The sequence below is a fragment of the Alicyclobacillus dauci genome (assembly GCF_026651605.1).
Classification (GTDB): Bacteria; Bacillota; Bacilli; order Alicyclobacillales; family Alicyclobacillaceae; genus Alicyclobacillus; species Alicyclobacillus dauci.
Map to the genome: position 1 here is coordinate 1,204,155 of NZ_CP104064.1, position 21,408 is coordinate 1,225,562.

Sequence of the window (21,408 nt, forward strand, 5' to 3'; positions counted from 1 at the left end):
AATATCTCTGCACCCGTTGCAAAATTCGGTGTGAAGAATGTCACTCCAGTAGATGCCAAGCACGTCGTTGTAAACTTCACACGCCCGGTTGATAAGACCTCTGCGTCGCTCACGTCCAATTATTCACTATCCGGCGATGCCGCGATCACTTCGGCAACTGTGAGCGCTGACGGACAATCCGTCACGTTGACCTTGGGTACGGCTCTCTCGAACGACAAGGGTTTCGCGCTCACCATTAGCAAGGGGCTCAAAGATACAGCAGGAGATACTTTGGCATCTGATACGGACTCCGTAACGGGTTTCTACTTTGCGGATCACACAGCACCGACCATCGCGTCGATCTCGGCAGCGGCAAACGGCGATTTGAAAGTACAGTACAGTGAACCGTTGTCTGAGGGTGTGACACCGACGATCGTGATCGACGGGAGCAAAGTGGACTCGGGAATCAGCGTTTCGGGCAACACGGTGACTGTGTCCAAGGATTTACTTCCAACCGGCCTCACAAATGGGACGACGCATCAGGTCATTATCTCGAATGCACAGGATCTGGTTGGCAACACGATGTCGTTGTACCAAGGTACCTTTAACTACACCATTCCAGTCGCACAAGCACCTTCGGTCACGTCACTTTCTGCCACGGGCGAAGCCGTTTTGACAGTTACATTCAACGAACCTGTGAACTACACGAAGGACGCCAATGCTTCCACGTTGGCTTCAGACCTAGGTTTGACGGTCACGAAGAGCGGAAGCGCTGTGGCTCCTTCAAACATTACAACATCGGACGGTCAAACCTTCGTGATCACATTGCCTAACTCCGTGTTCAGCGGTGGGAATACGACAGCAGCGTTGAATGTCACGTTCAAAGGATTTAAAGATGTGCTGGATCACATCGGCAACCAGTACAGTCAAGATGTTACCCTTAGTGAGGATACGACTGCACCGGCTTTGGTCAGTGCGCAATACGACACAGCCAAGTCCGAAGCGGTGGTCAACTTCAACAAGGCGTTGCTTGCAGCATCCGGATTGAAGGGCCACATCACCGTCATTGACAACAAAACAGGTGCACCCGTCACCACGTTTTCCGTCAATAACGTCAGCAAGGATGACACATCTGTTGACATCACGGGACTTGCGCAAGGTTCCTACTCGATCACGTTCGCAGCCGACACGGTGAAGTCTGACACGATTGCCCAAAAGGGGAACGAGTCATTTACGACCCAAGTGACGGTCCCAGCCTCTACGACTCCGCCGACCATCAACACCGCAGATGTAGCCGTGAATAAAGACAACAGTCAGACCATCACGTTGACATTCTCCGAAGCGGTCCGTGGTGGGGCAGCAGCCGGATCGGCCTCGGCTACAAACCCGGCCAACTATCTGCTAAATCAACATGCGTTGCCACAGGGCACAACGATTACGATGAATAGCAGTGATACGGCTACCGGCACGGTTACGGTGACAACTTCCGACACCCCGAAGACCGCAGATGCAGCGGGCAACACGTTAGTCGGTGGTACTACGGTAACTGCAACACGGTAAGGGAAACCAGTTATTAAATCCGGGGACCTTTGGAATTCCTGGGAATAGGTATAAAGCTGACTTCGCTCGCAGCTCTTGGCGCTATTCAAGAGTGCGGTGCGAAGTCTCTTTTTTCTTGATCGTTTAGTTGAACTGTATAGAGTTGGCGGACCATATTCGAATTCCAGCCTTGTTATTTACGAGTGTTGACAGAATTTATTATTTTGTTCAGGTCTCTCTGAATTTCGTCTAGCTTGCGGGATATGTCCTTCAGTTGGCGAGTCCTCTCTTTATTCTTCTTTACAAGTACAATAACGCCGCCTATTACGACCAACAGAACTAACACCGGTATGTAAGAAAACAGAATCGTTCCAACGTAAAACACGACAATCATCCTCCTCGAGGACCCAATTGATGCGTGAGTTTGCATTCTATTGTAACAAACACACCTTCAATGGCGTCACAAGACGTGGAGGCCTCTATCGCGTACAGGTGGTACTGTGAAAATTCACCGTATCAATCTTAAAAAACTTAGGTTATGATTTTAGTGAAAGGGTGAACAACGCTTGAGTCAGTTGAGGAAATTTGTTAGTTGGGTTCTTCCAATTGTGATCGGTGTTGTTGTTGCACTGGGTATAAAAACATGTGTTGTTCAAGCAAATGTAGTTCCCTCTTCCTCTATGTATCCCACAATTCCAGGGGTAAGCCCGTCGAATTTTGCTCTGATTTTAGACAATAAGATGGCGACTGAGTTTGGTCAACAGATTTATCGGGGAGAAGTCGTTGTGTTTCATTTCCCAGATGATCCATCCAAGCTGTACGTAAAGCGGGTTATTGGCCTTCCAGGGGATACGGTCAAAGTAACAGCAAATCAGGTCTACATAAACGGTAAACCATTGAACGAATCAAACCCCAACATTGCTCGGTCAAACGGAATTGAAACCGGGACATGGAAAGTGCCGGCTGGACATTACTTCATGCTTGGTGACAATCGGCCACCATCAGACGATAGCCGTATGTGGGTACACAAATATGTTTCTCGTTCCGCCATTGTTGGTGAGGCACAATTTGTACTATATCCGCTCAACAAAATGAGCAGCATCTCACAGAGTCTGAGCGGTTCGAATAGTTAATACTGAGTACTGAAGAACCGTGGATTCCCCACGGTTCTTCCATTGTATCGGACTCGAAGGAGCGCCAGACCCAGGCTCGCGATGTTGTAAAGGAAATCACACAATGACCATATCCTTTCCACCACGTTTCAAAACCACCACTCTATAATTCCCGTTGAAGGCTATGTTTAACATCATAGATCGTGTAACAATCCCGTTTTTGACACGCGTACAACATACTTCGTACAAGAAAGAGTAGATTCAATGAAAAAAATAAAGAGTCGAAGGGATAAAAGGCAGCACATACGATGGACGTGAGTTACCAGAAGAAAGAATTCAAGAAATGTTTGGGCCTTCGGAAGTCGGAATGATTGAGCAAAACCTAATGAATCAGGCGAACATCGCGAATGCAATTTCGTACTACTGTCATGTTTACCAAGAGAAGCACAATGAGTACGTACGACCGTTCATTCCGTTGCATGATTTGCTTGTGGACGTGAAGAAAGCAGGGTATCAAATCGCAATTTTTACTGGAAAGGGTCGCCGTAGCCTAGATATTTCACTTGATCAATTAGGGCTTAACGGCTTGTTTGACGTACTCATTTCAGGTGACGATGTCACCCAACTAAAGCCTGACCCTCAAGGGCTACATATCATCATGAAAGAACTTGGTTCTCAACCACAAGATATGCTCATGATCGGGGATAGTGATGCAGACATCGAGGCTGGAAGGCGGGCGAACGTGCCGTCCATTCGAGTGGATTGGCTTCCATCTGTCTCACCAAAGAGTTTTCAATATAAATTCGACGACTATATGATGACGGACGTCAAGGAATTAAGGAATTTGTTAAGACTTCTGTGAACCTGAGGGACCCGTCAACGACAGAACTACTAGGTTGTCGTCAGGATACAAAACTGAGGAAGTCTTATAGACCCCCTCAGTTCATTCGCGAAACATCGACTGTTTCGTAACGTTAATACGCCGTCCATCCAGCGTCAGCCGTGATAACTGTTCCATTCACAAAGCTAGCGTCATCGGATGCCAAGAATAATGCCACTTTTGCAATTTCGTTTGGTTGTCCTGTACGTGGATTCACGCCCATGCCTACCATAGCTCGCTGCATACCTAGTGCAGACATATCTATGTCTGCCATATCTGCACCGATGTTTGTTTCAACACCACCTGGGGCAATGGCATTGCACCGAATTCCAAGGTTCGCGTATTGAAATCCAACGTTTTTTGTAAGTCCCACAACTGCGTGTTTAGAGGCAGTATAAGCAGCGCCTGCGCGCGAGCCGAATAAGCCACCAACTGAAGCCGTATTGATGATAACGCCATGACCTTGTTTTATCATAATCGGAAGAGCCTTCCTAATCGCTCGCATTGGACCGTTCACATTGACTGCGAAGACGCGTTCCCACAACTCGTCTGTGACATCGGCAGCGGCAGTCATTTTGTCCATGATGCCTGCGTTGTTTACAAGGACATCGAGTGACCCAAATGTATCGACCGCGATATTAATGAGGTTTTGAATGTCTTCTTCTTTAACTACATTTGCCACGACACCAGTCGCTTTACCGCCGGATTCTGTTATCTGCTTCACAACATCGTTTAATGGACCTTCTGCAATATCCGCCAATACGACCTTAGCGCCCTCCTGGGAAAACAGCTTAGCGATTTCCTTTCCCATTCCTGAACCAGCGCCCGTTATCACTGCAACCTTGTTGTGTAATTTCATTTGGGTGTGCCTCCAGTTCATATTTTTGAAATGATTGAACCATTTGTCTGCAAGTTGAAGTACAAAATAGACGACATAGTGTCTATAAATCAGATTATAATGGACCACAAATGTGTTCAATCAGCAACATGTGATTCTACTGTTGTTTAGTAGACAGTAGCCTGATGAGATGTCTATAAAATAAGAATTCCTAAGGGATGTTGAAATGAATAGTGTTGATCCACGAGTGTTTCGGACACGGCGACTACTTATTGATGCTTTGATCGAACTGATCGTCGACGAAGGTTATGACGCTGTCACCGTCCGGGAAATCGTTCGGAAAGCTGAGGTAAATCGTTCGACGTTTTATCTGCATTTTCGTGACAAACAAGACATATTCGCATACATGGGAGACGAACTGTTGAAACAACTTGCTGAGTCCGTAAGAAACCCGACATTTACGTTCGAGTCTGCATTACGTGATTATAACAACTCTAAGAGGCCTATTACTTCTGCTGTTACGCTGTTCAAACATGTTCAGAAATACGCAGCGCTCTATCGAACGATGTTAGTTGAAAGGGATTTTCGGGAACATGTCACCCAATGTATTAGTACTGAAATACTTCGATATTCAACTAGCCCATCAGAAGCCGCGTTCGGTTCAAATGGAATTGTTGGGTTAATCATTTACTGGTTGCAGACTGGTATGAAGGAGTCAGTCGAGGAAATGAGTTTGTGGCTTACGCGTGTAAGTTTGTTTCCTATGGGACATTTCGAATGACAAAAGTTTGCTTGGAAGGTGGGGGTCAACATGAGAATTACGAATAAGATGATTGACAGACAATTAAGAACGAGGGGGAAGATCATTAATATATTAGTCCGTAAATCTGCTGAAGAGAAATTCGTGAAATCCATGCACACCAATAAGAAGATGATGAGCAGGACGAAAGGGAAAAACATAGAGGGATTAACCTGCACCGAAGAATGGATTTCTCGCGCGAATGACGGTTCCAAACTGAGAATTCGTATGTATAAACCTCTCCATCCAAAAAGCCATGTTCCCGGTGTCCTTTGGATTCATGGTGGAGGCTATGCAATGGGGAATCCCGAAATGAGTGCAGTGACATATAAGAGACTCATTGCTGAGAGCGATTGCGTCATTGTCGCTCCTGATTACCGGTTGTCCATTGAGGCGCCCTATCCGGCAGCCTTACAGGATTGTTACGATGCTCTGTTATGGATGAAAGAGCATGCAAAAGAACTTGGAATTCGTGATGATCAACTCATGGTGGGCGGGGAAAGTGCTGGCGGCGGACTAACCGCTGCACTAACGCTTTATGCAAGGGATATGGCTGAAGTGCAAATCGCATTTCAAATGCCACTTTATCCGATGATAGACGACAGAATGATCACGGAATCATCAATAGACAACAATGCACCGGCTTGGGACTCCAACTCAAACAGGTGGGCTTGGAAATTGTACCTAGGTGACTTGTACGAGAAGGATGTGCCTGGCTATGCGGCTCCGGCAAGGGCGAAGGATTACAGCAATCTTCCACCAACGGTCACATTTGTGGGTGATTTAGAGCCATTCCGAGATGAAACGATTCAGTACGTAGAGAATTTAAGGCAAGCTGGTGTTCCTGTTGACTTTGAAATGTACGAAGGTTGTTATCACGGTTTCGATATCATATGTCCCAAGGCTGAGGTCAGTAAAAGGGCGATTTCGTTTTTTGTAAGTTCATTTAAGTATGCGGTTGATCACTACTTTGCTGAACAAAGACATTAAATCAAGGAAATTAAATTCATCAAGTATTTAGAGGAGAGGTACCGTCATGCCATTAGTGAAGAAACTACTTATTAAGCCGGGTTATCGTATGACGATAGTCAACGCGCCAAAAGACTTCATTTTCCCCACTGAGGAATTACCGGACGATATTGAGATCGTCAACGATTTGGAAGGCAGTTTCGATTTTGTATTGATCTTTGCCCATTCACAAGCGGAGTTGGGTACATATGCAGTGCCCGTGGTATCTCATTTGAAGGAAGACGCGCTATTCTGGGTCGCATACCCTAAGAAGACGTCTAAGATCAAGTCGGATATCAGTCGAGACCACGGTTGGGAGTTACTGCAGGATGCTGGGTACCAGGGTGTGTCGCTGATATCTCTCGATGACACTTGGTCTGCTTTTAGGCTTCGGAAGCGTGATCGTTAGGGATTCTGTGCCCCGGACAATCCCTGGAGATAACCAGACGTTCATGCCCATTGATTGGACCGCGTATGGGAAATACGGCCGTGCGCATCCAGTGCTTCTTAGTTCGGTCTACAACTTTGCTAAAATTTCTGTCTGACATGATTTCACAAGCGGAATATAACGCTGCACCGTGCCGTCATCCATTCGATAAGTCGGCGCGGTGACACTAAACGCGCCGTACAGAATACCGTCTTTGTACAGTGGTGCCGCAATGCAACGGACCTCCATTTCGTGTTCGCTATTGTCCATGGCATAACCATTGATTCGGATATCTTGTAACACCTTCAATAACGTGTTCGCGTCCGTGATTGTGTTTGGCGTGTACTGCTTTAACTCCCGTTCGCGCAGGTACGTGTGTACTTTTTCGTCGTCCCACGTAGACATGATCGCTTTGCCGATCCCTGTACAATACAGGGGCGAAGCGTTCCCCACCCGCGAGTGCATGCGTACAGCCTGCTTGCTCTCCAACTTCGAAACATACACAACCATGTTTTCGTCTTCGATGCCCAGGTGAACCGTCTCTTTGGTTTGGTTATTCAATCGTTCCAAGGACGGCTGAGCGATGGTGGTGATATCTAATTGTTCATAGGCTCGGTGTGCCAGGCGAGCCAGGCCCGGTCCCAAGGAATATGTGGAATCGCTTTCTCTCTTGTGAACAAAGCCAACCAACTGTAATGTCTCGAGGAGTTTGAAAACGGTTGCCCGGTTCATTCCGAGATCGCGGGCAATTCGACTTACACCTGTGGCAACAGGCTGTTCGGCTAAGTATTTCAGTATATCCACGCCCTTCAAGATGGCGGTCCCGTACGGTGAAGACTCGTGTGTCTTTCTAAGCAAATTGTCACCTTCTGTCGAACGAAATCAGGAACATCATAAAATGTGCCCTTGTGTAATTTTGTCGTCTGTTTTATATTATCGCATCACTAGCATTGCATAAAACTTCTCTGAGCTTGTCAAGTGAGGCACACCACGGTCTGGACACCAGGTCTGAACACTCAGATTTTTAATTTCAGCGGCTTATGGTCTAAAAAGTCAGTACTCCTGTGTCAGGTAGTCCCAATATCCATAATAAGGAATTTTTATATTAGGTCGTAGGTCACGGTCTCGAGATGCTCCGTTTCACCGTCTATGTACTGCCGCACCGTTTGCTCGAAGATGTTGTCCACCTTGCATCGTCGTCTGCCCTTGGATGTTCGACCTGGGCTCTTGTACAACGCCTTCACAAACTCCGAAAAGCTTCGCTCCCAGTAAAGACGTAAACATTTGTAGACGTCGAGCAGCTTGCCGTTATGGGACACCTTCGCCTGTATAAGAATCAACAGGCAGTATGTAATCAGCGCAATCAGCAGTTGGTTATACACGGCATTTTCACTCTTGCCGTAGAGCCGCTTGAGTACGAGATGTTGCTTGACCCATTTAAAAAACAACTCGATTTGCCAACGCTTTCGATACACGTCGCAGATTTGCTCCGCATCCATCGCCATGTCGTTCGTCAGAATCACGACGCGCTTGCCTTCACTGTCCGTGGTTTCAATCAACCGCAGGGTGTACTTCATAACGTAATTTGGGTAACTCCCCAAGCGCACCAAGGCTTCTCTGGTGACTGGTGAATCGTCCGGCACGGTTCGTTCCTCAATGACTTCGTGAATGACCGCGTTGTCTTTGAGCCGCGTGACAAACTTTGTTTTGTTTGCACAGTACGCATCGAACTTTCGGTAATCCACATAGCCACGGTCGAAGACGTTGAGCGCATCGGGCTCCACGACCACCAACGCATCCATCTGCGTTTTGTCTGCAGGTTTGGCAGGTGTGAGAATCACCTTGTCCGGCGCGACTTGGTGGTCTAGAAACACCAAACGCAAGTGCAATTTCACACCGGCTTTGGTCCTGCGAAACTCTGCCCATGGATACTGCGAGAGACACATTGAAATGGTTGATGAGTCAACCAGGTTAATCCGTCTGAGCTTCTCATTCGCTCGCTTTATGCCGACCTGACGCGTAATCTGTTCAACGCATTGACGGAAAACGAAATCCAAAAATGTTGAAGGAGTTTCCCGCAACTTCCTGGATAACTGTGAGGCACTAATAGAATCCAGCGCCAATTCCTTCTGAAGGGATTCATTGGCTTCCAGCTCTAAACTGATATCCGTCAGGGACGGGATCTGGTTGACCTGGGCGAAGACGATGAGCCTAATGAATGGAATAACGCCGAGCTTCTTGACGTACCGATCGAGCTTGAGATGATCTAATTCCTGCAATATGGAACTGACGTTCAGCGGAAGAACATATTCCGCAAACACAGATTTTGTGGTATCCTTGTCCATGCCTAGTCTCCTTAGTAGAGAGTCGGACAGGACTACCTGTACCTCTTATTCTAAGGAGATTTTTCATGTCAGTGGTTGTCTAAATCATGAACCTTCCAAACATTGCGTCTATTCATTCTGACAACTTGAAGCACTTGACAAATCCTAAATTCCTTTATGCAATGCTAGTGTTATCGCATAGACAAACAAGAAACAATGTTTCTCATATGGAAACAAAACTAATTAAAGCGACGAGGGGGTGAACACGTGGATGTCGTAACCATCGGAGAGACGATGGTCTTGCTGACGCCCGATGACAGCGGCTCGCTGGAGCAAGCGGTTACTTTCACGAAACACCTCGCAGGAGCGGAATCAAACGTGTCCATTGCACTAGCTCGACTGGGGCACCATGTATCTTGGTTAAGTAAAGTTGGGGCCGATGGATTTGGACGATACATTCTGAAAACGCTTCGAGGTGAGGGTGTCGATGTATCTCGTGTGGTGATCGATGAATCTCGTTCGACGGGTGTATTTTTCAAAGAGACGTCCCCCTTTTACGGAACAAGCGTGCAGTATTATCGCGAGAATTCCGCGGCGAGTGAGATTCGGAACGAGGACGTTGATCGATCGTTGTTGCATGATGCACGAGTTTTTCACGTGACAGGGGTGACGCCCGCGCTCAGCCTAGTCAATCGGAAAACCTTGGTCAGTTTATTGGAAGAGGCCCGTCGTCAAGAAATTCGGATCTCATTTGACCCAAACATTCGCTACAAACTTTGGTCTATTGATGAGGCTATTCCGGTACTCCACGAACTTGCGACATATGCGGATATCGTTTTGCCTGGGCTAGACGAAGGAAAAGTCCTAACCGGGCAAACCACTCCGGAAGGGATTGCTGACTGGTTCTTATCTCGGGGGTGCGAGTTGGTTGTGGTCAAGCTTGGACCACAGGGTGCCTATTATCAAACCGTTCATGAACGCGGTTACGTGGACGGTTTCGAAGTGACCCTTGTCGACGAAGTCGGGGCTGGTGACGCGTTCGCCGCAGGACTCTTATCTGGACTTCTCGATAACTTAAAAACCGACGATTCAGTGCGACGAGCCTGTGCACTAGGTGCAATGGCGGTCTGTGGCAAGGGAGATTATGAGACGCTCCCAAGACGTCGAGAGTTGATGGCATTTATGACAGGTAAGTCAAAAATCGTAAATCGTTGAAGGGGACATGACCAGTGAAAATTTCAAGCATGGAGTTGTTCTTGGTTCCACCACGGTGGCTGTTTCTCAAGCTGACGACGGATGATGGTCTAACGGGTTGGGGTGAACCGGTCGTGGAAGGCCATGCTGCTGCGGTTGAGGCGGCGGTGAAGGAAATGGAAGACTACATTGTTGGTCAAGACCCGAACCGTATTGAAGACATATGGCAAGTACTATATCGTGCAGGATTCTATCGCGGAGGTCCGGTGCTCATGAGTGCAATTGCCGGGATCGACCAGGCGCTTTGGGATTTGAAGGGGAAACGCTACAACCTACCGGTCTATGAGTTCCTTGGTGGGAGAGCACGTGACAAGGTGCGTGTCTATTCATGGATCGGTGGGGACAGACCCTCCGACGTAGGCGCAGCTGCGCGTGAAAAGAAGAACCTTGGCTTCACGGCCATCAAGATGAACGCATCGGAAGAAATGCACTTCATTGATTCCTACGTAAAAGTGGATGCCGTCTTGGAACGGGTTCAGGCCGTTCGCGATGCAGTCGGTCGGGATTTTGGCATTGCCGTGGATTTCCATGGACGTATCCACAAGCCAATGGCCAAAATTCTTGCAAAAGAACTGTCCCCATTCAACTTGATGTTTATTGAAGAACCAGTGTTGTCTGAGAACAACGAGGCACTCCGTGACATCGCGATGCACACTTCGACACCTATCGCGACAGGGGAACGCATGTACACGCGTTGGGACTTCAAAAAGCTGCTAGAAGAAGGTTATGTGGACATCATTCAACCTGACTTGTCGCACGCAGGCGGCATCTCGGAATGCAAGAAAATTTCTGCCATGGCCGAAGCGTATGACGTCGCCGTTGCGCCTCACTGCCCACTTGGACCCATTGCACTCGCCTCGTGCTTGCAGATCGACGCATGCACGCCCAACGTGTTCATTCAAGAACAAAGTCTCGGGATTCACTACAACAAGACGAACGACTTGCTCGACTACTTGGCCGACCCGGAGGTGTTCAAGTACGAAGATGGCTTTGTTGCTTTACCAAGCCAACCCGGCCTGGGTATTGAAGTGAATGAAGCGTACGTTCGGAAGGCTGCTGAGGAAGGCCACAATTGGAAGAATCCTGTTTGGCGGAATGATGACGGCACGGTTGCCGAATGGTGAGAGGGGGAACCGGAGATGGTTAAAAGATATCGCCATTGTGAAGCGTTGGTAGATGACATTCGTAATACAGTTGTCCCTGCAAATGCAGTTGCACTATGGAACCTAGGGCAGGCAGGGGTACTCTTGAAAGGGGAATCACGTGATGGTGGGAAGCAGCTTCCGACCATTGTGATAGACCCTTATCTCACCCGAGCCATCGAAACCAATCAGCCTGGCACCGAGTTTGTGCGAGAATATGACGCGCCACTCGCCCCGGAGGATCTGGCTGGGGTCGCAATGGTGCTTCTCACGCATCATCACGACGATCATCTAGACTTAAGCACCATCGGCCCGCTTCATAAGGCGTCGCCAGGCACGCGGTTCATTATCCCAGCCCCACACGTTGGCATGTTACGGGACATTGGCATCTCGGACGACGCTATCATTTTGGCCCACGCGGGCCAAACGATTCACACTGGTGATGTGGAGATTCTCCCGGTGGCCGCTGCACACACGGAGTACGAAACGGATTCGTCTGGTGACCACCTCTATCTCGGTTACGTTGTCAGCATGAACGGCATTCGCGTGTACCACAGTGGCGACACGATTGTAACCGATGAACTGGTGCAAACGATGAAGGCTGTGAAGCCGCATATCGCCATGTTGCCGATCAATGGAGGAGATTATGCCAGGTCCCGACGCGGTATCGTCGGCAACATGACCGCGAGGGAAGCGGTTGATTTCGCCGTTGAGATCGGCGCTGACATGTTGTTGCCGAATCACTATGATATGTTCCCGAACAATCGGGATAATCCAGCACATTTCGTCGACTACTTGTTCCATCATCACCGCAATTTAAAGTTCCACATGTCAACAGTCGGCGAGCGCTTCATCTACTTGTCCTAAAGGATTTCAATTGGTTCGACAAGAGGAAACCGCGGTTTTACTGTACGTGCGAGGAAAACGCTTAACTATCCGATCAGAAGGAGGCACACAAATGCAGTCACAGTCACCACGACAGACTTACACAGCGCGGAATCTATTCTATGAATACTTTATTTTTCTTGTTGGTTCTGTGATCGTTGGGGCAATGGTCGCCTGGGCTGAATGGCCCCACGGTACGACTCGTGCTCTCGCGTTCGGTGTAGGTGCCGGCTTGCTTGCCGCCATTTATGCAACCGTTGGCTTGATGCGTCGGCGGGCAACCTTGCGGCGTTATGTACAAAGAACAGCGACAAAAGCAGATGCGGGGGTGTCATTGTGAAATCAAAATTTCGGTTACCGCGGGCAGCGAAAGCAAGCTGGGGAATGCTCGCCTTGACGTGGTTTTTGTGGATGATGAACGCGAATGATCGCGAAATTATGTACCGTGTACAGCCCGAGATTGTGAAAGAATGGCATCTATCTCCCGGTGCGTGGAGTGCGATGATCTCGGCTGTGTTCCTAGCTTATGCTCTGATTGCGTTGCCGGCGGGAATTTTATCGGATCGAATTGGCCGTGGGTGGCGGCGTAAAATCACGCAAGTGTGGTACATGGTCATTTTTACAACCGTTTCGATTTTCATTGGTATTCGGGCCACGAGTATGCATTGGTGGCAATTCATCCTGTGGCGTGTGCTTGGCCTCGGTGCTGCGGGCGGCGCAGAAGCTACTAACGTTGCGCAGTGCGCGGAATACTGGGCACCGGAGGATAGGGGATTTGCTCTTGGCCTACACCATACGGGTTATCCTGTCGGTGCATTGGCTGGTGGTGCAGTTTGTGCGTGGATTCTAGCTGCTTTTGGAGGGGAGAACTGGCGCTATATCTTCCTCATCACGCCACTAATTGGGTACTTGCTGGCCGTCGCCTTGTGGATGTTCGCCAATCAACACACATATGGTCAAGTCAACGCATTCGCGCGTTCAAACGGCCTTACAGCACCGGAGGACGAAGCACCTGTAAAAATGGGCGCATCTGAACAGTGGGCACTGACGAAGAGTGCACTTGCCAACCGTCACGTGCTGTTAACCGTATTTAGTGCTGCGCTCATTAACTTCGCACAAACGATGGGTCTCTGGTTCCTGTCGCCATACTTGGCCTTTGTTATGGGTAAAAGTCCCGCTTATGCGGCCATCATTGGTGTCGTTCCATATATCACTGGTTGGCTCGGCCAGCTGATTTGGGGATACATCTCAGACTATCTCGGTCGCAAGAATACATTGGTCATTCTCGCAATTTGGTATGCTGTTTCCATTCTCTTGTTGACCCAGATTCATAGCGTCGCCATGATGTGGGTCATCTTACTAGTCTGGGGACTTGGTCTCAATGCAGTGTTCCCGGTTCAGTATGCAATGATGGCCGACCACGCTCCAAAAGCCGCTGGATCCGCGATGGGCTTCTTGCTGATGCTCGTCTTTCTTGGAAGTGTCCCAGCCGCACCACTGGAGGGGTGGCTCATTCAAGCGGCAGGTGGATGGAGTACTTCTAGTGGTTACGTCGCTGGGTTCTTCGTTGCTGCGGCAGCCGCAGTGGTCGCCATGGTGCTGCAACTTTTTACAAAGGACGCGAAATCCGCGGCGAAGCGCAAAGGTATAGCAAGTGCTGAAGCTCAGCACGGACACATTTAATGTGGGTTTTGTCAATCAAAATGGACAAAATGGAGGTCATCTGATGAGTGACGTAATTTTATCGCGACTTCAAGACACAGGCGTCGTTGCGATTATCCGTGGGATTAGTGAGAACAAAATGACTCATCTCGTACAAGCCCTTTACCAAGGGGGAGTGCGTCTGGTAGAAGTGACGCTCAATACCGATGGGGCGCTTGACGCCATTGAGTCGTTGCGGGAAAAATTTGGGGACACAATGAGCGTTGGTGCAGGAACTGTCCTGAATGAGCAACATGCCCTCATCGCAAAAGAGCGTGGTGCGGAGTTCTTCGTCACACCGAACGTGGACGAGCATGTCATCGACATCGGGGTGAAGGCGGGTATTCCGGTCATGGCAGGGGCGATGACTCCGACGGAGATTTACAAAGCGTATCAAGCGGGGGCGGCTTTCGTGAAAGTTTTCCCAGCCGGTACGCTCGGTGCGCGATATATCAAGGAAGTACGGGGACCATTGTCTTACATCCCTCTGATGGGGGTCGGTGGGGTTTCCCTTGACAATGCCCGGGAGTTGCTAGACGCGGGCGTTGTCGCGCTCGGTTTGGGCGGCAGCCTCATTGACAAGGCAGCGGTTGATCGCGAGGATTATGACGTTATCGCGAAAAAGGCCCAGGCGTTTGTGGAGTTGTACCGGGACTTCAGGAAGTAAACCGGCGGCCTATAGAGTGGCGCGTACGGGTGACGCTAGCAAGGCACTGCTGCAAAGATATTTGAGGGTCATCCGGAAAGGTTCACAGGCAAGGGGCTATGTTTGGGTTTGGTCCTAAGGCGCGTGCCGCTCAGGCAGCGCCCAGTCGGACCCTGTTTAGGATCGGCAAACACTAGTAGGGCCTTCGCGCCCAGGGACCGCAGCCCAAGCTCCCTGGCCACCGCGGGACCCAACCGCCCCCCACCGTACGATCCCGCCCTTTCCACCGTGACGCCACCGCGCCGCCGCCGCGACGTGCTACTCTGACAGCCTCACCCAGCATCCCGCGTCAACAGGAATACGACAACTCGCGCGGGGCCGTGTACGCCGATGCTTTGATCATTTTCGATGTCTGACGATCGGCTGGGCCCGCTGACGAAGTGAGTGTATGCCGGTAGTGATCCGCCCGCCGACGCAGCATTCTCCGTGAGAAGATGGAATACTTCACCCAGCCGCAAGCGAATTTGGTCCCCCGTCATGACCACCAGGTGAACCAGCGGCAGCACGTGTGTGCCGCGCCCTTGGGACTCACTGCTTGTCATGACGATGGTTCCAGTGTCCGCGATTGCGTAGGTGCAGCCGGTGACGCTTACCTGGACGTTGGCGAATTCCTGAGGTGTCGTTTGGTCCCAGCGCAGTGCGTCCCATTTCTCAAGAACGCGCTCCACGTTGACAGACCAATTCGCACGTTGTCCCCACGCGCCGACACGTGTTGGTGCAAGTTCGGTCAAAAATGAGTCGATGCGGTCGACGAGGGCCGACTCGGAGTCAAAGCATTCGATCTCGCCCCCAAGACCCGCAAAGCTCTCGACGAACCGAGCCGTCAGTTCGGGTGCATCCAGAACGCGATCCGCCCAAAATTCCGGCACGCCCGCCACCTGTCGCGGGCTCGGCGGGTCATTCGTCTGTCGCCCCAAGCGGCTTGAGATGTTCGCGAGAAAATCAGCCTTATTCATGGTCAGCACCCCGCTTTTCGATGGATGGCCACAGGTCTCGGAATGATTGTTTCGGCACCCCAGGAAAGTCACGAGTTTTCGTCCAACCCGTAAGTGGACCGATTTTCGCCTTGATTTTTCCGTCAGTCACCATAGGGCCCTGGAAAGTCCGCGCCATGCGAACGGCGAAGCGATATCGGCTCGCCTTGCCAAAGATACGGCGGTAACCGTTGAAAGCCAGACGTTCCGTTGGTTTGCCGTGGCCGCTTTCAACGAGTCGCTGCCGCTGGTGCACCAGCATGTCGTGGAGCGGAATTCGCACAGGACAAGCTTCGTAACAGGCGCCGCACAGACTCGACGCATACGGCAAGTCACTGTACTTATCGCCGTCGTTGAGCAGCGGCGAGAGCACGGCGCCGATGGGGCCTGGGTAGACGGAACCGTAGGCGTGGCCGCCAATTTGCCGATAGACGGGGCACACGTTGAGGCACGCGCCGCAGCGGATGCAGTTGAGCACGGATTGAAACTGTGGGTCGCCAAGTTGGCGGGAGCGGCCGTTGTCGAGAATGATGACGTGCATGTCGTGGGCGCCATCGTGATCGGATGGGCGTTTGGGGCCCGTAACCATCGACATGTAGGTGATGACGTTTTGTCCGGTGGCACTTTTCGGCAGCAAGTGGGCCATGACTTCCAGGTCGGCGAGGGTCGGCAGGATCCGCTCCATGCCCATGATGACGATGTGTGTCTTGGGCAGGTTCACGACCATGTCGGCGTTTCCTTCATTCGTAAACAAAACAATCGATCCGGTCTCCGCAATACCAAAGTTGCAGCCCGTGATGCCGATGTCCGCCGAGAGAAACTCCTCGCGCAGCTTTTGTCTCGCGAAGGCAGTTAAGTCAGGCGTTTCCGTCGATAGGTTTTGTCCCCCGTCAGCTTCGAATAGGTCGCGAATTTGAGCGCGGTTTTTGTGAATGGCCGGGATGATAATATGCGACGGGGTCTCGTTTGCGAGTTGGATGATGTATTCGCCGAGATCGGTCTCGACGGCTTTCAGGCCGTCCGCTTCCAGGTGATGATTGATGTGGACTTCTTCCGAAACCATGGATTTTGACTTGACCACCTTACGGGCGTTCTTTTCCTGCGCGATCCCGCGAATGGCGGCAACCGCTTCCGATGCGTCCGTCGCGAAGTGAACGTGGGTGCCGAGGGATTCGAGGTTGTCGGCGAATGTTGCCAGATACGCATCCAAATTGGCGATGGTGTGTGCCCGAATCGCTTCGCCGCGCTCGCGCCAGGCTTCCCAGTTGCCGAATGACTCGGTCACCGTTTGCTTCTTATTCCGCAGTCGATCCGTCGTAAATCGCACAGCTTTCCGCAGAAACTCGTCCTGTAGGGCGTGCTGGGCCCTGTCGATCACGGTGGTTTGCACCGATGTACCCTCCATTATGCCAGAACCTCCTCTTGGTACTGGAGTCCCTCGTATAGCAACTCCGCGAGGTGCATGACGCGAATGCTCTTTCCTTCGCGTGTCAATCGCCCGCCGATGTTCATGAGACAACCCATGTCTGTCCCAACAAGCACGTCGGCCTCCGTCTCCACGACGTGACGTGCCTTTTCATCTACCATCGCACCGGAGATATCGCCCATTTTCACGGAAAACGTGCCGCCAAAGCCGCAGCAATCGCGTGCGTAGGGGAGATCGACAAGGGTTACATCTCGGACACGTTGTAACAACTGCAGCGGCTCATCCTTGACGCCAAGCAGTCGCGATCCGTGGCAAGAAGGATGGTATGTAACCGTGTGGGGGAATCTCGCCCCGACGTCTTCCACTTTGAGAACATTGACAAGAAATTGAGAGAATTCATATGTTTTGCTGGCGAGCGCTTCCGCTTTCTCACGCCACTCCGGGCTATCCTTGAACAGTTCCGGGTAATAGTGACGGATCATGCCAACACACGATCCCGATGGGCTGACCACAACATCAGCATCATCGAACGCACGAAGGAGCGTCTTTCCCACTTCTCGGGACGCGTCCGTATAGCCGCTGTTAAATGACGGCTGACCACAGCATGTTTGCTCTGGGGGAAAGACCACTTCACAGCCGTGAGCTTGGAGAATTCGTGTCATCGCGACACCTACGTTGGGAAACACACTGTCAACGATGCAGGTGATGAACAGGCTGACTTTCAAATCACTTCGCCTCCTCTGAGTTGGGACGATACGTGTAAAAGGTGATCTTGCATGGCTTTCATGGCGGACGTACTATCGCGCTGCTTGATGGCATCATAAATCGCTTTGTGTTGCTGAACGAGGCGCTCGTCTTCACCAGGAATTCGATAGAGCGCCAAGCGACTGGCGAGCAGCGCACCCTGAATACGCTCGGACACGGTCTCCATCAGGGTCTGCATGTACGGGTTGTGCGAAGCTTTGGCAATCGCGTAGTGAAACGCCCAATCGGCTTCCTCACCGAGTTGTGCATTGCCGAGATCGCGGTCCATCCTGTCAATGATGTCGCTCATTTCCACGAGATGGCTATCCAGCCGTCGCTCAGCCGCATACCGACAGGCACCCGTTTCAATCCACATCCGCAGTTCCAATAAAGCGTGTACGTCCGCCTGTGCCATTGCTTCTCGTCTGGCGATGCTTTGGGCGATGGATCGCGTATCCAACTGTGCTACAAACGTGCCGTCACCCTGACGAACATCAACGAGGTTGAGGACACGGAGTGCACTAATTGCTTCACGAACTGCCGCTTGACCTACACCGAGCGTATCAGAAAGCGATTTCACTGAAGGCAAACGACTGCCAGGTGGGAACGATCCATCCAGAATCGCTTGTTTGATACGGTCTATGACCAGTTCATATGTTTTTGACTGTTGCACGGGGGTAAGGGACACACGCAGTCCTCCCGAAAATGTAGATAGGCACGATGTTTAAGTCATCTGATGACTAAAGGATATCATTGGATTGTCGGGAGAATCAACTACAAACTGGGAGTGCGCGTTAACAAACGACGTGTTGATTTGTGTGGTATTTATGCGGTAGCGTTCGACAAAATCTGGACTAGTCATCGATCACCTGTTGACTGGCACAAATGCCGTCCGGCAACGGAACATTTCTCGATCACGGCTGAAATCTCTATAAAATAGGAAAATATCCGACTTTCTTATGTCTCATCTTCTCAAACTATTAGCCAAAAATTGTGTTGACGTAGAATTTTCTTAGTCTTAAAATTGCAATGAGCCAAACAAAGTCAACAAATATGGTCACTGTTATGTGATAATTTGTTGATCTCATTTCCAGCCTAGATATGAGTTTGAACGAATGATACTTGGTGATTGAGAAGAGAATTACCTATATTCCGTCCGTTACGCTGGGATTACCAAATTTGCTGCACCAAGGTTAACCACGTCAAGGTGGTAACGCCATTGTAAGCTGTCGGAGATGACTGTCGACTGGTTTACGCAGGATTTCCAAACTTGGAGCGGAAAGCAAGGTATGAGCTTATTCGTGACAGGAGTTGGAATGATGATTGCGTCTATTCTCGTGATCGACTTAGGGTCTTCAGCGTGTAAGGCAATCTTGTTCGCGAAAGACGGAACTGTACTTGCTGTCGCGTCCGAAGCTTATCCGACTTGGCATCCTGATGACGTCCGTGCAGAGCAACACCCTGATGATTGGTGGCAGGCTACCACAAAGGCTGTGAAACTCGTACTGACAAGCGTCGAATCCACTGTGAAGGTCCAGGGAATTGGACTGACTTCACAGAGAGAAACCGTCCTTCCTCTCGACAAGGAGGGGCATCCTCTACATCCCGCCATCTTGTGGATGGATAAGCGCGGGATTGAATGGGTCGGGGAAGTCGGTGAAGTTCATCAAAACCAGATCCAAGAATGGACCGGCCTCGTCCCTGGTGCGTCTTATTCAGCCGGGAAGATTCACTGGTTGAAACAGCAGTTTCCGGACCTGGAACAGAAAACGGCATTCTATGTTCAGCCAAAGGACTATTTGGTTTTTCGGTTGACTGGTGTGATGGCGACGGATCGCTCATTAGCCTCTCGCACTATGTTATACAACATTCGGTCGCTCGATTGGCAGGACGAATTGCTAGACGCACTCGATCTCGACAGAGAACGATTGCCGGAAGTTCACTCTCCCGGATCTGTCATCGGAGTGCTTCGTTCCCAAGTTGCTAGCGAATGGGGATTACAGTCTGGACTTCCGGTTGTTCTCGGAGGCGGAGACAGACAGTGTGAGGTACTTGGGTCCGGAATTACGACTGGCGAAGCTATCGAGTCAACTGGTACGACGAGTAATATCGCATGTGTTGTGGATGACTTGGCGCCGTATAAGTCTGATAGAATCGCGTGTTCTGTTCACGTTGTCGACGGAGAGTGGATTCTCGAGCAGGGGATGTCCACCACTGGTGCGGCCATATCCTGGTTACATGGGCTCTTGGACGGCAATGACGATGTGCGGAACGTCGACGATGCCCTTCGCAAATCGGTGCCTGGCGCAGCTGGCCTCATCGCGTTGCCGTTTTTCATGGGCGCGCGAGCCCCGCGATGGAACCCGAATGCACAAGGGGCGATGATGGGGCTGACGTTGGGCCATAAAGTAGAGGACATATACCGGGCAGTCCTTGAAGGTATCGGTTACGAATTGCGATATGCAATCCAAACCTATGAAGAGATAGGTCTTGCCATTTCAAGGATTCGATTAACGGGTGGTGGTGCAGGCTACGACAATTGGAATCAGACGAAGGCGAGTATTTATCAAAAACGACTAGCTTCTCCCAAGGTACTCCATGCCGCTGCGTTTGGGGCGTTTCTTCTGACCGCGCGGGAACTAGGCTGGATTTCGTCATTTGAGGAAGGGCAAAAGCTCAATCCACTCGTCTCTATTTATCACCCGGATTCCAAGGAAATTCCTTTATACGATGTGGGGTACAAGTTATACATGAAAATGTACGACTTGTTTAGCGATGCAAATATGTGGGAACAAATCCACACCTATCGCAACATGAAAGTTGAATGAATATGTTGTTTTGTGTTGTAATTTGTGGTTGTTGGTTTTATGATCAACGGTGAGAGGAGGGTGTACGTGTTAGGGGAAGTTCGGCAACAGAAAGTTGTAGAGATGCTGATTCATCAAAAGTCAGTTCGAATTGGAGAACTGAGCGAGTTTTTTGACGTATCTGAGGAAACGATTCGTCGTGACCTCAAGAAACTTGAGTCTGACGGGCTATTGAAGCGAACGCACGGCGGTGCCGTCATTAACGACGAAGTCGACGTTGTTCCTTCCTATATATTGAGAAGTCAGCAAAATATCATGGAAAAACGCAAAATTGCGGCACTTGCTGCAGACCTTGTTCCCGACGACGGAACAGTGATGCTCGACGGTGGATCGACGACATTGGAGATCGTGAAGAATTTGGCCAACCGCCGTGTCACAGTCATCACGAGCGATCTGTACATTGCGCTGGAGGCGAGCAAGTCCCTCCATCTACAATTGATTGTTTTAGGTGGCATGCAACAGAAAGGAACGTCAGCGTTGATTGGCCCCGAGTGTGTGGAGCGGGTTCGTGGGTATAACGTGGACGTTGTATTTCTCGGCACAGGGGGCCTGGGAGCAAGGCAGGGCTTGACTACCGCATCGAGCGCAGAAGCAGAAGTCAAGCGAGCGATGATGAAAGCAGGGGAACGAGTCTATTGCGTTGCTGATGCTAGTAAATTTGGAAGAGCGGCACTTGTTTCCTATGCGGCGATCAACGACGTCAAGGCCATTATCACAGATGCTCCTCAAGACAATCAAATTGTGCAGGACATGCAGGAAGCAGGAGCGACATTTCATTTTGCGTAAAATGGCTGATTTAGGAT

21 protein-coding genes are annotated in these 21,408 nt (G+C 50.4%); 14 read left to right on the forward strand and 7 right to left on the reverse strand.

The window, feature by feature from the left end; all coding sequences use genetic code 11:
* The first annotated feature begins 30 nt into the window (after positions 1-30).
* From NZD86_RS05905 to NZD86_RS05915, 3 genes are all read left to right on the forward strand, one after another.
* Complete coding sequence (locus tag NZD86_RS05905; RefSeq protein ID WP_268045567.1) at positions 31-1,539, forward strand: Ig-like domain-containing domain; 1,509 nt, start codon at positions 31-33, stop codon at positions 1,537-1,539.
* Between the two features lie 554 nt (positions 1,540-2,093).
* Positions 2,094-2,651, forward strand: a complete 558-nt coding sequence (gene lepB, locus NZD86_RS05910; RefSeq protein WP_268046805.1) for a signal peptidase I — start codon at positions 2,094-2,096, stop codon at positions 2,649-2,651.
* A gap of 268 nt (positions 2,652-2,919) precedes the next feature.
* On the forward strand, positions 2,920-3,492 hold the full coding sequence (locus tag NZD86_RS05915) for an HAD family hydrolase (protein ID WP_268046806.1): 573 nt from the start codon (positions 2,920-2,922) through the stop codon (positions 3,490-3,492).
* A 112-nt stretch (positions 3,493-3,604) separates the two neighbouring features.
* Here the strand turns inward: NZD86_RS05915 and NZD86_RS05920 are convergent, their stop codons facing one another.
* On the reverse strand, positions 3,605-4,369 hold the full coding sequence (locus NZD86_RS05920; protein WP_268045568.1) for an SDR family oxidoreductase: 765 nt from the start codon (positions 4,367-4,369) through the stop codon (positions 3,605-3,607).
* Between the two features lie 205 nt (positions 4,370-4,574).
* Here NZD86_RS05920 and NZD86_RS05925 point away from each other — a divergent pair, with 205 nt between their 5' ends.
* The 3 genes from NZD86_RS05925 to NZD86_RS05935 are packed head-to-tail and all read left to right on the forward strand — an operon-like array spanning position 4,575 to position 6,564.
* Positions 4,575-5,129, forward strand: a complete 555-nt coding sequence (locus tag NZD86_RS05925; RefSeq protein ID WP_268045569.1) for a TetR/AcrR family transcriptional regulator — start codon at positions 4,575-4,577, stop codon at positions 5,127-5,129.
* Between the two features lie 30 nt (positions 5,130-5,159).
* Positions 5,160-6,137 (forward strand): alpha/beta hydrolase, encoded by a 978-nt coding sequence (locus tag NZD86_RS05930; protein ID WP_268045570.1) that lies wholly within the window; start codon positions 5,160-5,162, stop codon positions 6,135-6,137.
* A gap of 46 nt (positions 6,138-6,183) precedes the next feature.
* Positions 6,184-6,564, forward strand: a complete 381-nt coding sequence (locus NZD86_RS05935) for a hypothetical protein (protein ID WP_268045571.1) — start codon at positions 6,184-6,186, stop codon at positions 6,562-6,564.
* 108 nt (positions 6,565-6,672) lie between these two features.
* Here the strand turns inward: NZD86_RS05935 and NZD86_RS05940 are convergent, their stop codons facing one another.
* A complete protein-coding gene (locus NZD86_RS05940) occupies positions 6,673-7,440 on the reverse strand; it encodes an IclR family transcriptional regulator (RefSeq protein ID WP_268045572.1) in 768 nt (255 codons plus the stop codon).
* A 242-nt stretch (positions 7,441-7,682) separates the two neighbouring features.
* A complete protein-coding gene (locus NZD86_RS05945) occupies positions 7,683-8,927 on the reverse strand; it encodes an IS4 family transposase (protein ID WP_268045574.1) in 1,245 nt (414 codons plus the stop codon).
* 246 nt (positions 8,928-9,173) lie between these two features.
* Between NZD86_RS05945 and NZD86_RS05950 the strand changes: the two genes are divergently transcribed.
* From NZD86_RS05950 to NZD86_RS05975, 6 genes are all read left to right on the forward strand, one after another.
* Entirely contained in the window at positions 9,174-10,121 is a 948-nt protein-coding gene (locus tag NZD86_RS05950; protein WP_268045575.1) for a sugar kinase, read from the forward strand.
* Between the two features lie 14 nt (positions 10,122-10,135).
* On the forward strand, positions 10,136-11,284 hold the full coding sequence (dgoD, locus tag NZD86_RS05955; RefSeq protein ID WP_268045577.1) for a galactonate dehydratase: 1,149 nt from the start codon (positions 10,136-10,138) through the stop codon (positions 11,282-11,284).
* A 15-nt stretch (positions 11,285-11,299) separates the two neighbouring features.
* Complete coding sequence (locus NZD86_RS05960) at positions 11,300-12,169, forward strand: MBL fold metallo-hydrolase (protein ID WP_268045578.1); 870 nt, start codon at positions 11,300-11,302, stop codon at positions 12,167-12,169.
* Between the two features lie 91 nt (positions 12,170-12,260).
* Entirely contained in the window at positions 12,261-12,527 is a 267-nt protein-coding gene (locus NZD86_RS05965) for a hypothetical protein (protein WP_268045579.1), read from the forward strand.
* Entirely contained in the window at positions 12,524-13,870 is a 1,347-nt protein-coding gene (locus NZD86_RS05970; RefSeq protein ID WP_268045580.1) for an MFS transporter, read from the forward strand. Before NZD86_RS05965 ends, NZD86_RS05970 begins: the two co-directional genes overlap by 4 nt.
* Before the next feature lie 43 nt (positions 13,871-13,913).
* Complete coding sequence (locus NZD86_RS05975; RefSeq protein ID WP_268045581.1) at positions 13,914-14,555, forward strand: bifunctional 4-hydroxy-2-oxoglutarate aldolase/2-dehydro-3-deoxy-phosphogluconate aldolase; 642 nt, start codon at positions 13,914-13,916, stop codon at positions 14,553-14,555.
* Positions 14,556-14,866: 311 nt separating this feature from the next.
* On the opposite strand, the gene NZD86_RS05980 is transcribed toward NZD86_RS05975, so the two are convergent.
* From NZD86_RS05980 to NZD86_RS05995, 4 genes are read right to left on the reverse strand one after another with little or no spacing between them, the layout of a single operon-like run.
* On the reverse strand, positions 14,867-15,550 hold the full coding sequence (locus NZD86_RS05980; protein WP_268045582.1) for a LutC/YkgG family protein: 684 nt from the start codon (positions 15,548-15,550) through the stop codon (positions 14,867-14,869).
* The gene (locus tag NZD86_RS05985) at positions 15,543-16,973 is read right to left on the reverse strand and encodes a LutB/LldF family L-lactate oxidation iron-sulfur protein (protein ID WP_268045583.1); all 1,431 of its coding nucleotides are present in this window, start codon (positions 16,971-16,973) and stop codon (positions 15,543-15,545) included. The genes NZD86_RS05980 and NZD86_RS05985 overlap by 8 nt, the downstream gene beginning before the upstream one ends.
* Positions 16,973-17,719 carry a (Fe-S)-binding protein gene (locus NZD86_RS05990; protein WP_268045584.1) on the reverse strand — a complete coding sequence of 249 codons (747 nt, stop codon included), beginning with the start codon at positions 17,717-17,719 and terminating at the stop codon, positions 16,973-16,975. The genes NZD86_RS05985 and NZD86_RS05990 overlap by 1 nt, the downstream gene beginning before the upstream one ends.
* Positions 17,716-18,426 (reverse strand): FadR/GntR family transcriptional regulator, encoded by a 711-nt coding sequence (locus tag NZD86_RS05995; RefSeq protein WP_268045585.1) that lies wholly within the window; start codon positions 18,424-18,426, stop codon positions 17,716-17,718. The genes NZD86_RS05990 and NZD86_RS05995 overlap by 4 nt, the downstream gene beginning before the upstream one ends.
* Before the next feature lie 631 nt (positions 18,427-19,057).
* On the opposite strand from NZD86_RS05995, the gene NZD86_RS06000 reads away from it, so the two are divergent.
* Positions 19,058-20,566, forward strand: coding sequence for a xylulokinase (locus tag NZD86_RS06000; RefSeq protein ID WP_268045586.1), 1,509 nt, complete (start codon positions 19,058-19,060; stop codon positions 20,564-20,566).
* Positions 20,567-20,632: 66 nt separating this feature from the next.
* Positions 20,633-21,391, forward strand: a complete 759-nt coding sequence (locus tag NZD86_RS06005; RefSeq protein ID WP_268045588.1) for a DeoR/GlpR family DNA-binding transcription regulator — start codon at positions 20,633-20,635, stop codon at positions 21,389-21,391.
* The last annotated feature ends 17 nt before the right edge of the window (positions 21,392-21,408 follow it).

Coding starts and splice junctions, on each gene's coding strand:
- NZD86_RS05930 (WP_268045570.1), top strand. CDS start 5,160: ATGAGAATTACGAATAAGATGATTGACAGACAATTAAGAACGAGGGGG.
- NZD86_RS05935 (WP_268045571.1), top strand. CDS start 6,184: ATGCCATTAGTGAAGAAACTACTTATTAAGCCGGGTTATCGTATGACG.
- NZD86_RS05975 (WP_268045581.1), top strand. CDS start 13,914: ATGAGTGACGTAATTTTATCGCGACTTCAAGACACAGGCGTCGTTGCG.
- NZD86_RS05965 (WP_268045579.1), top strand. CDS start 12,261: ATGCAGTCACAGTCACCACGACAGACTTACACAGCGCGGAATCTATTC.
- NZD86_RS05980 (WP_268045582.1), bottom strand. CDS start 15,550: ATGAATAAGGCTGATTTTCTCGCGAACATCTCAAGCCGCTTGGGGCGA.
- NZD86_RS05920 (WP_268045568.1), bottom strand. CDS start 4,369: ATGAAATTACACAACAAGGTTGCAGTGATAACGGGCGCTGGTTCAGGA.
- NZD86_RS05925 (WP_268045569.1), top strand. CDS start 4,575: ATGAATAGTGTTGATCCACGAGTGTTTCGGACACGGCGACTACTTATT.
- NZD86_RS05985 (WP_268045583.1), bottom strand. CDS start 16,973: ATGGAGGGTACATCGGTGCAAACCACCGTGATCGACAGGGCCCAGCAC.
- NZD86_RS05960 (WP_268045578.1), top strand. CDS start 11,300: ATGGTTAAAAGATATCGCCATTGTGAAGCGTTGGTAGATGACATTCGT.
- NZD86_RS05945 (WP_268045574.1), bottom strand. CDS start 8,927: ATGGACAAGGATACCACAAAATCTGTGTTTGCGGAATATGTTCTTCCG.
- NZD86_RS06000 (WP_268045586.1), top strand. CDS start 19,058: ATGATTGCGTCTATTCTCGTGATCGACTTAGGGTCTTCAGCGTGTAAG.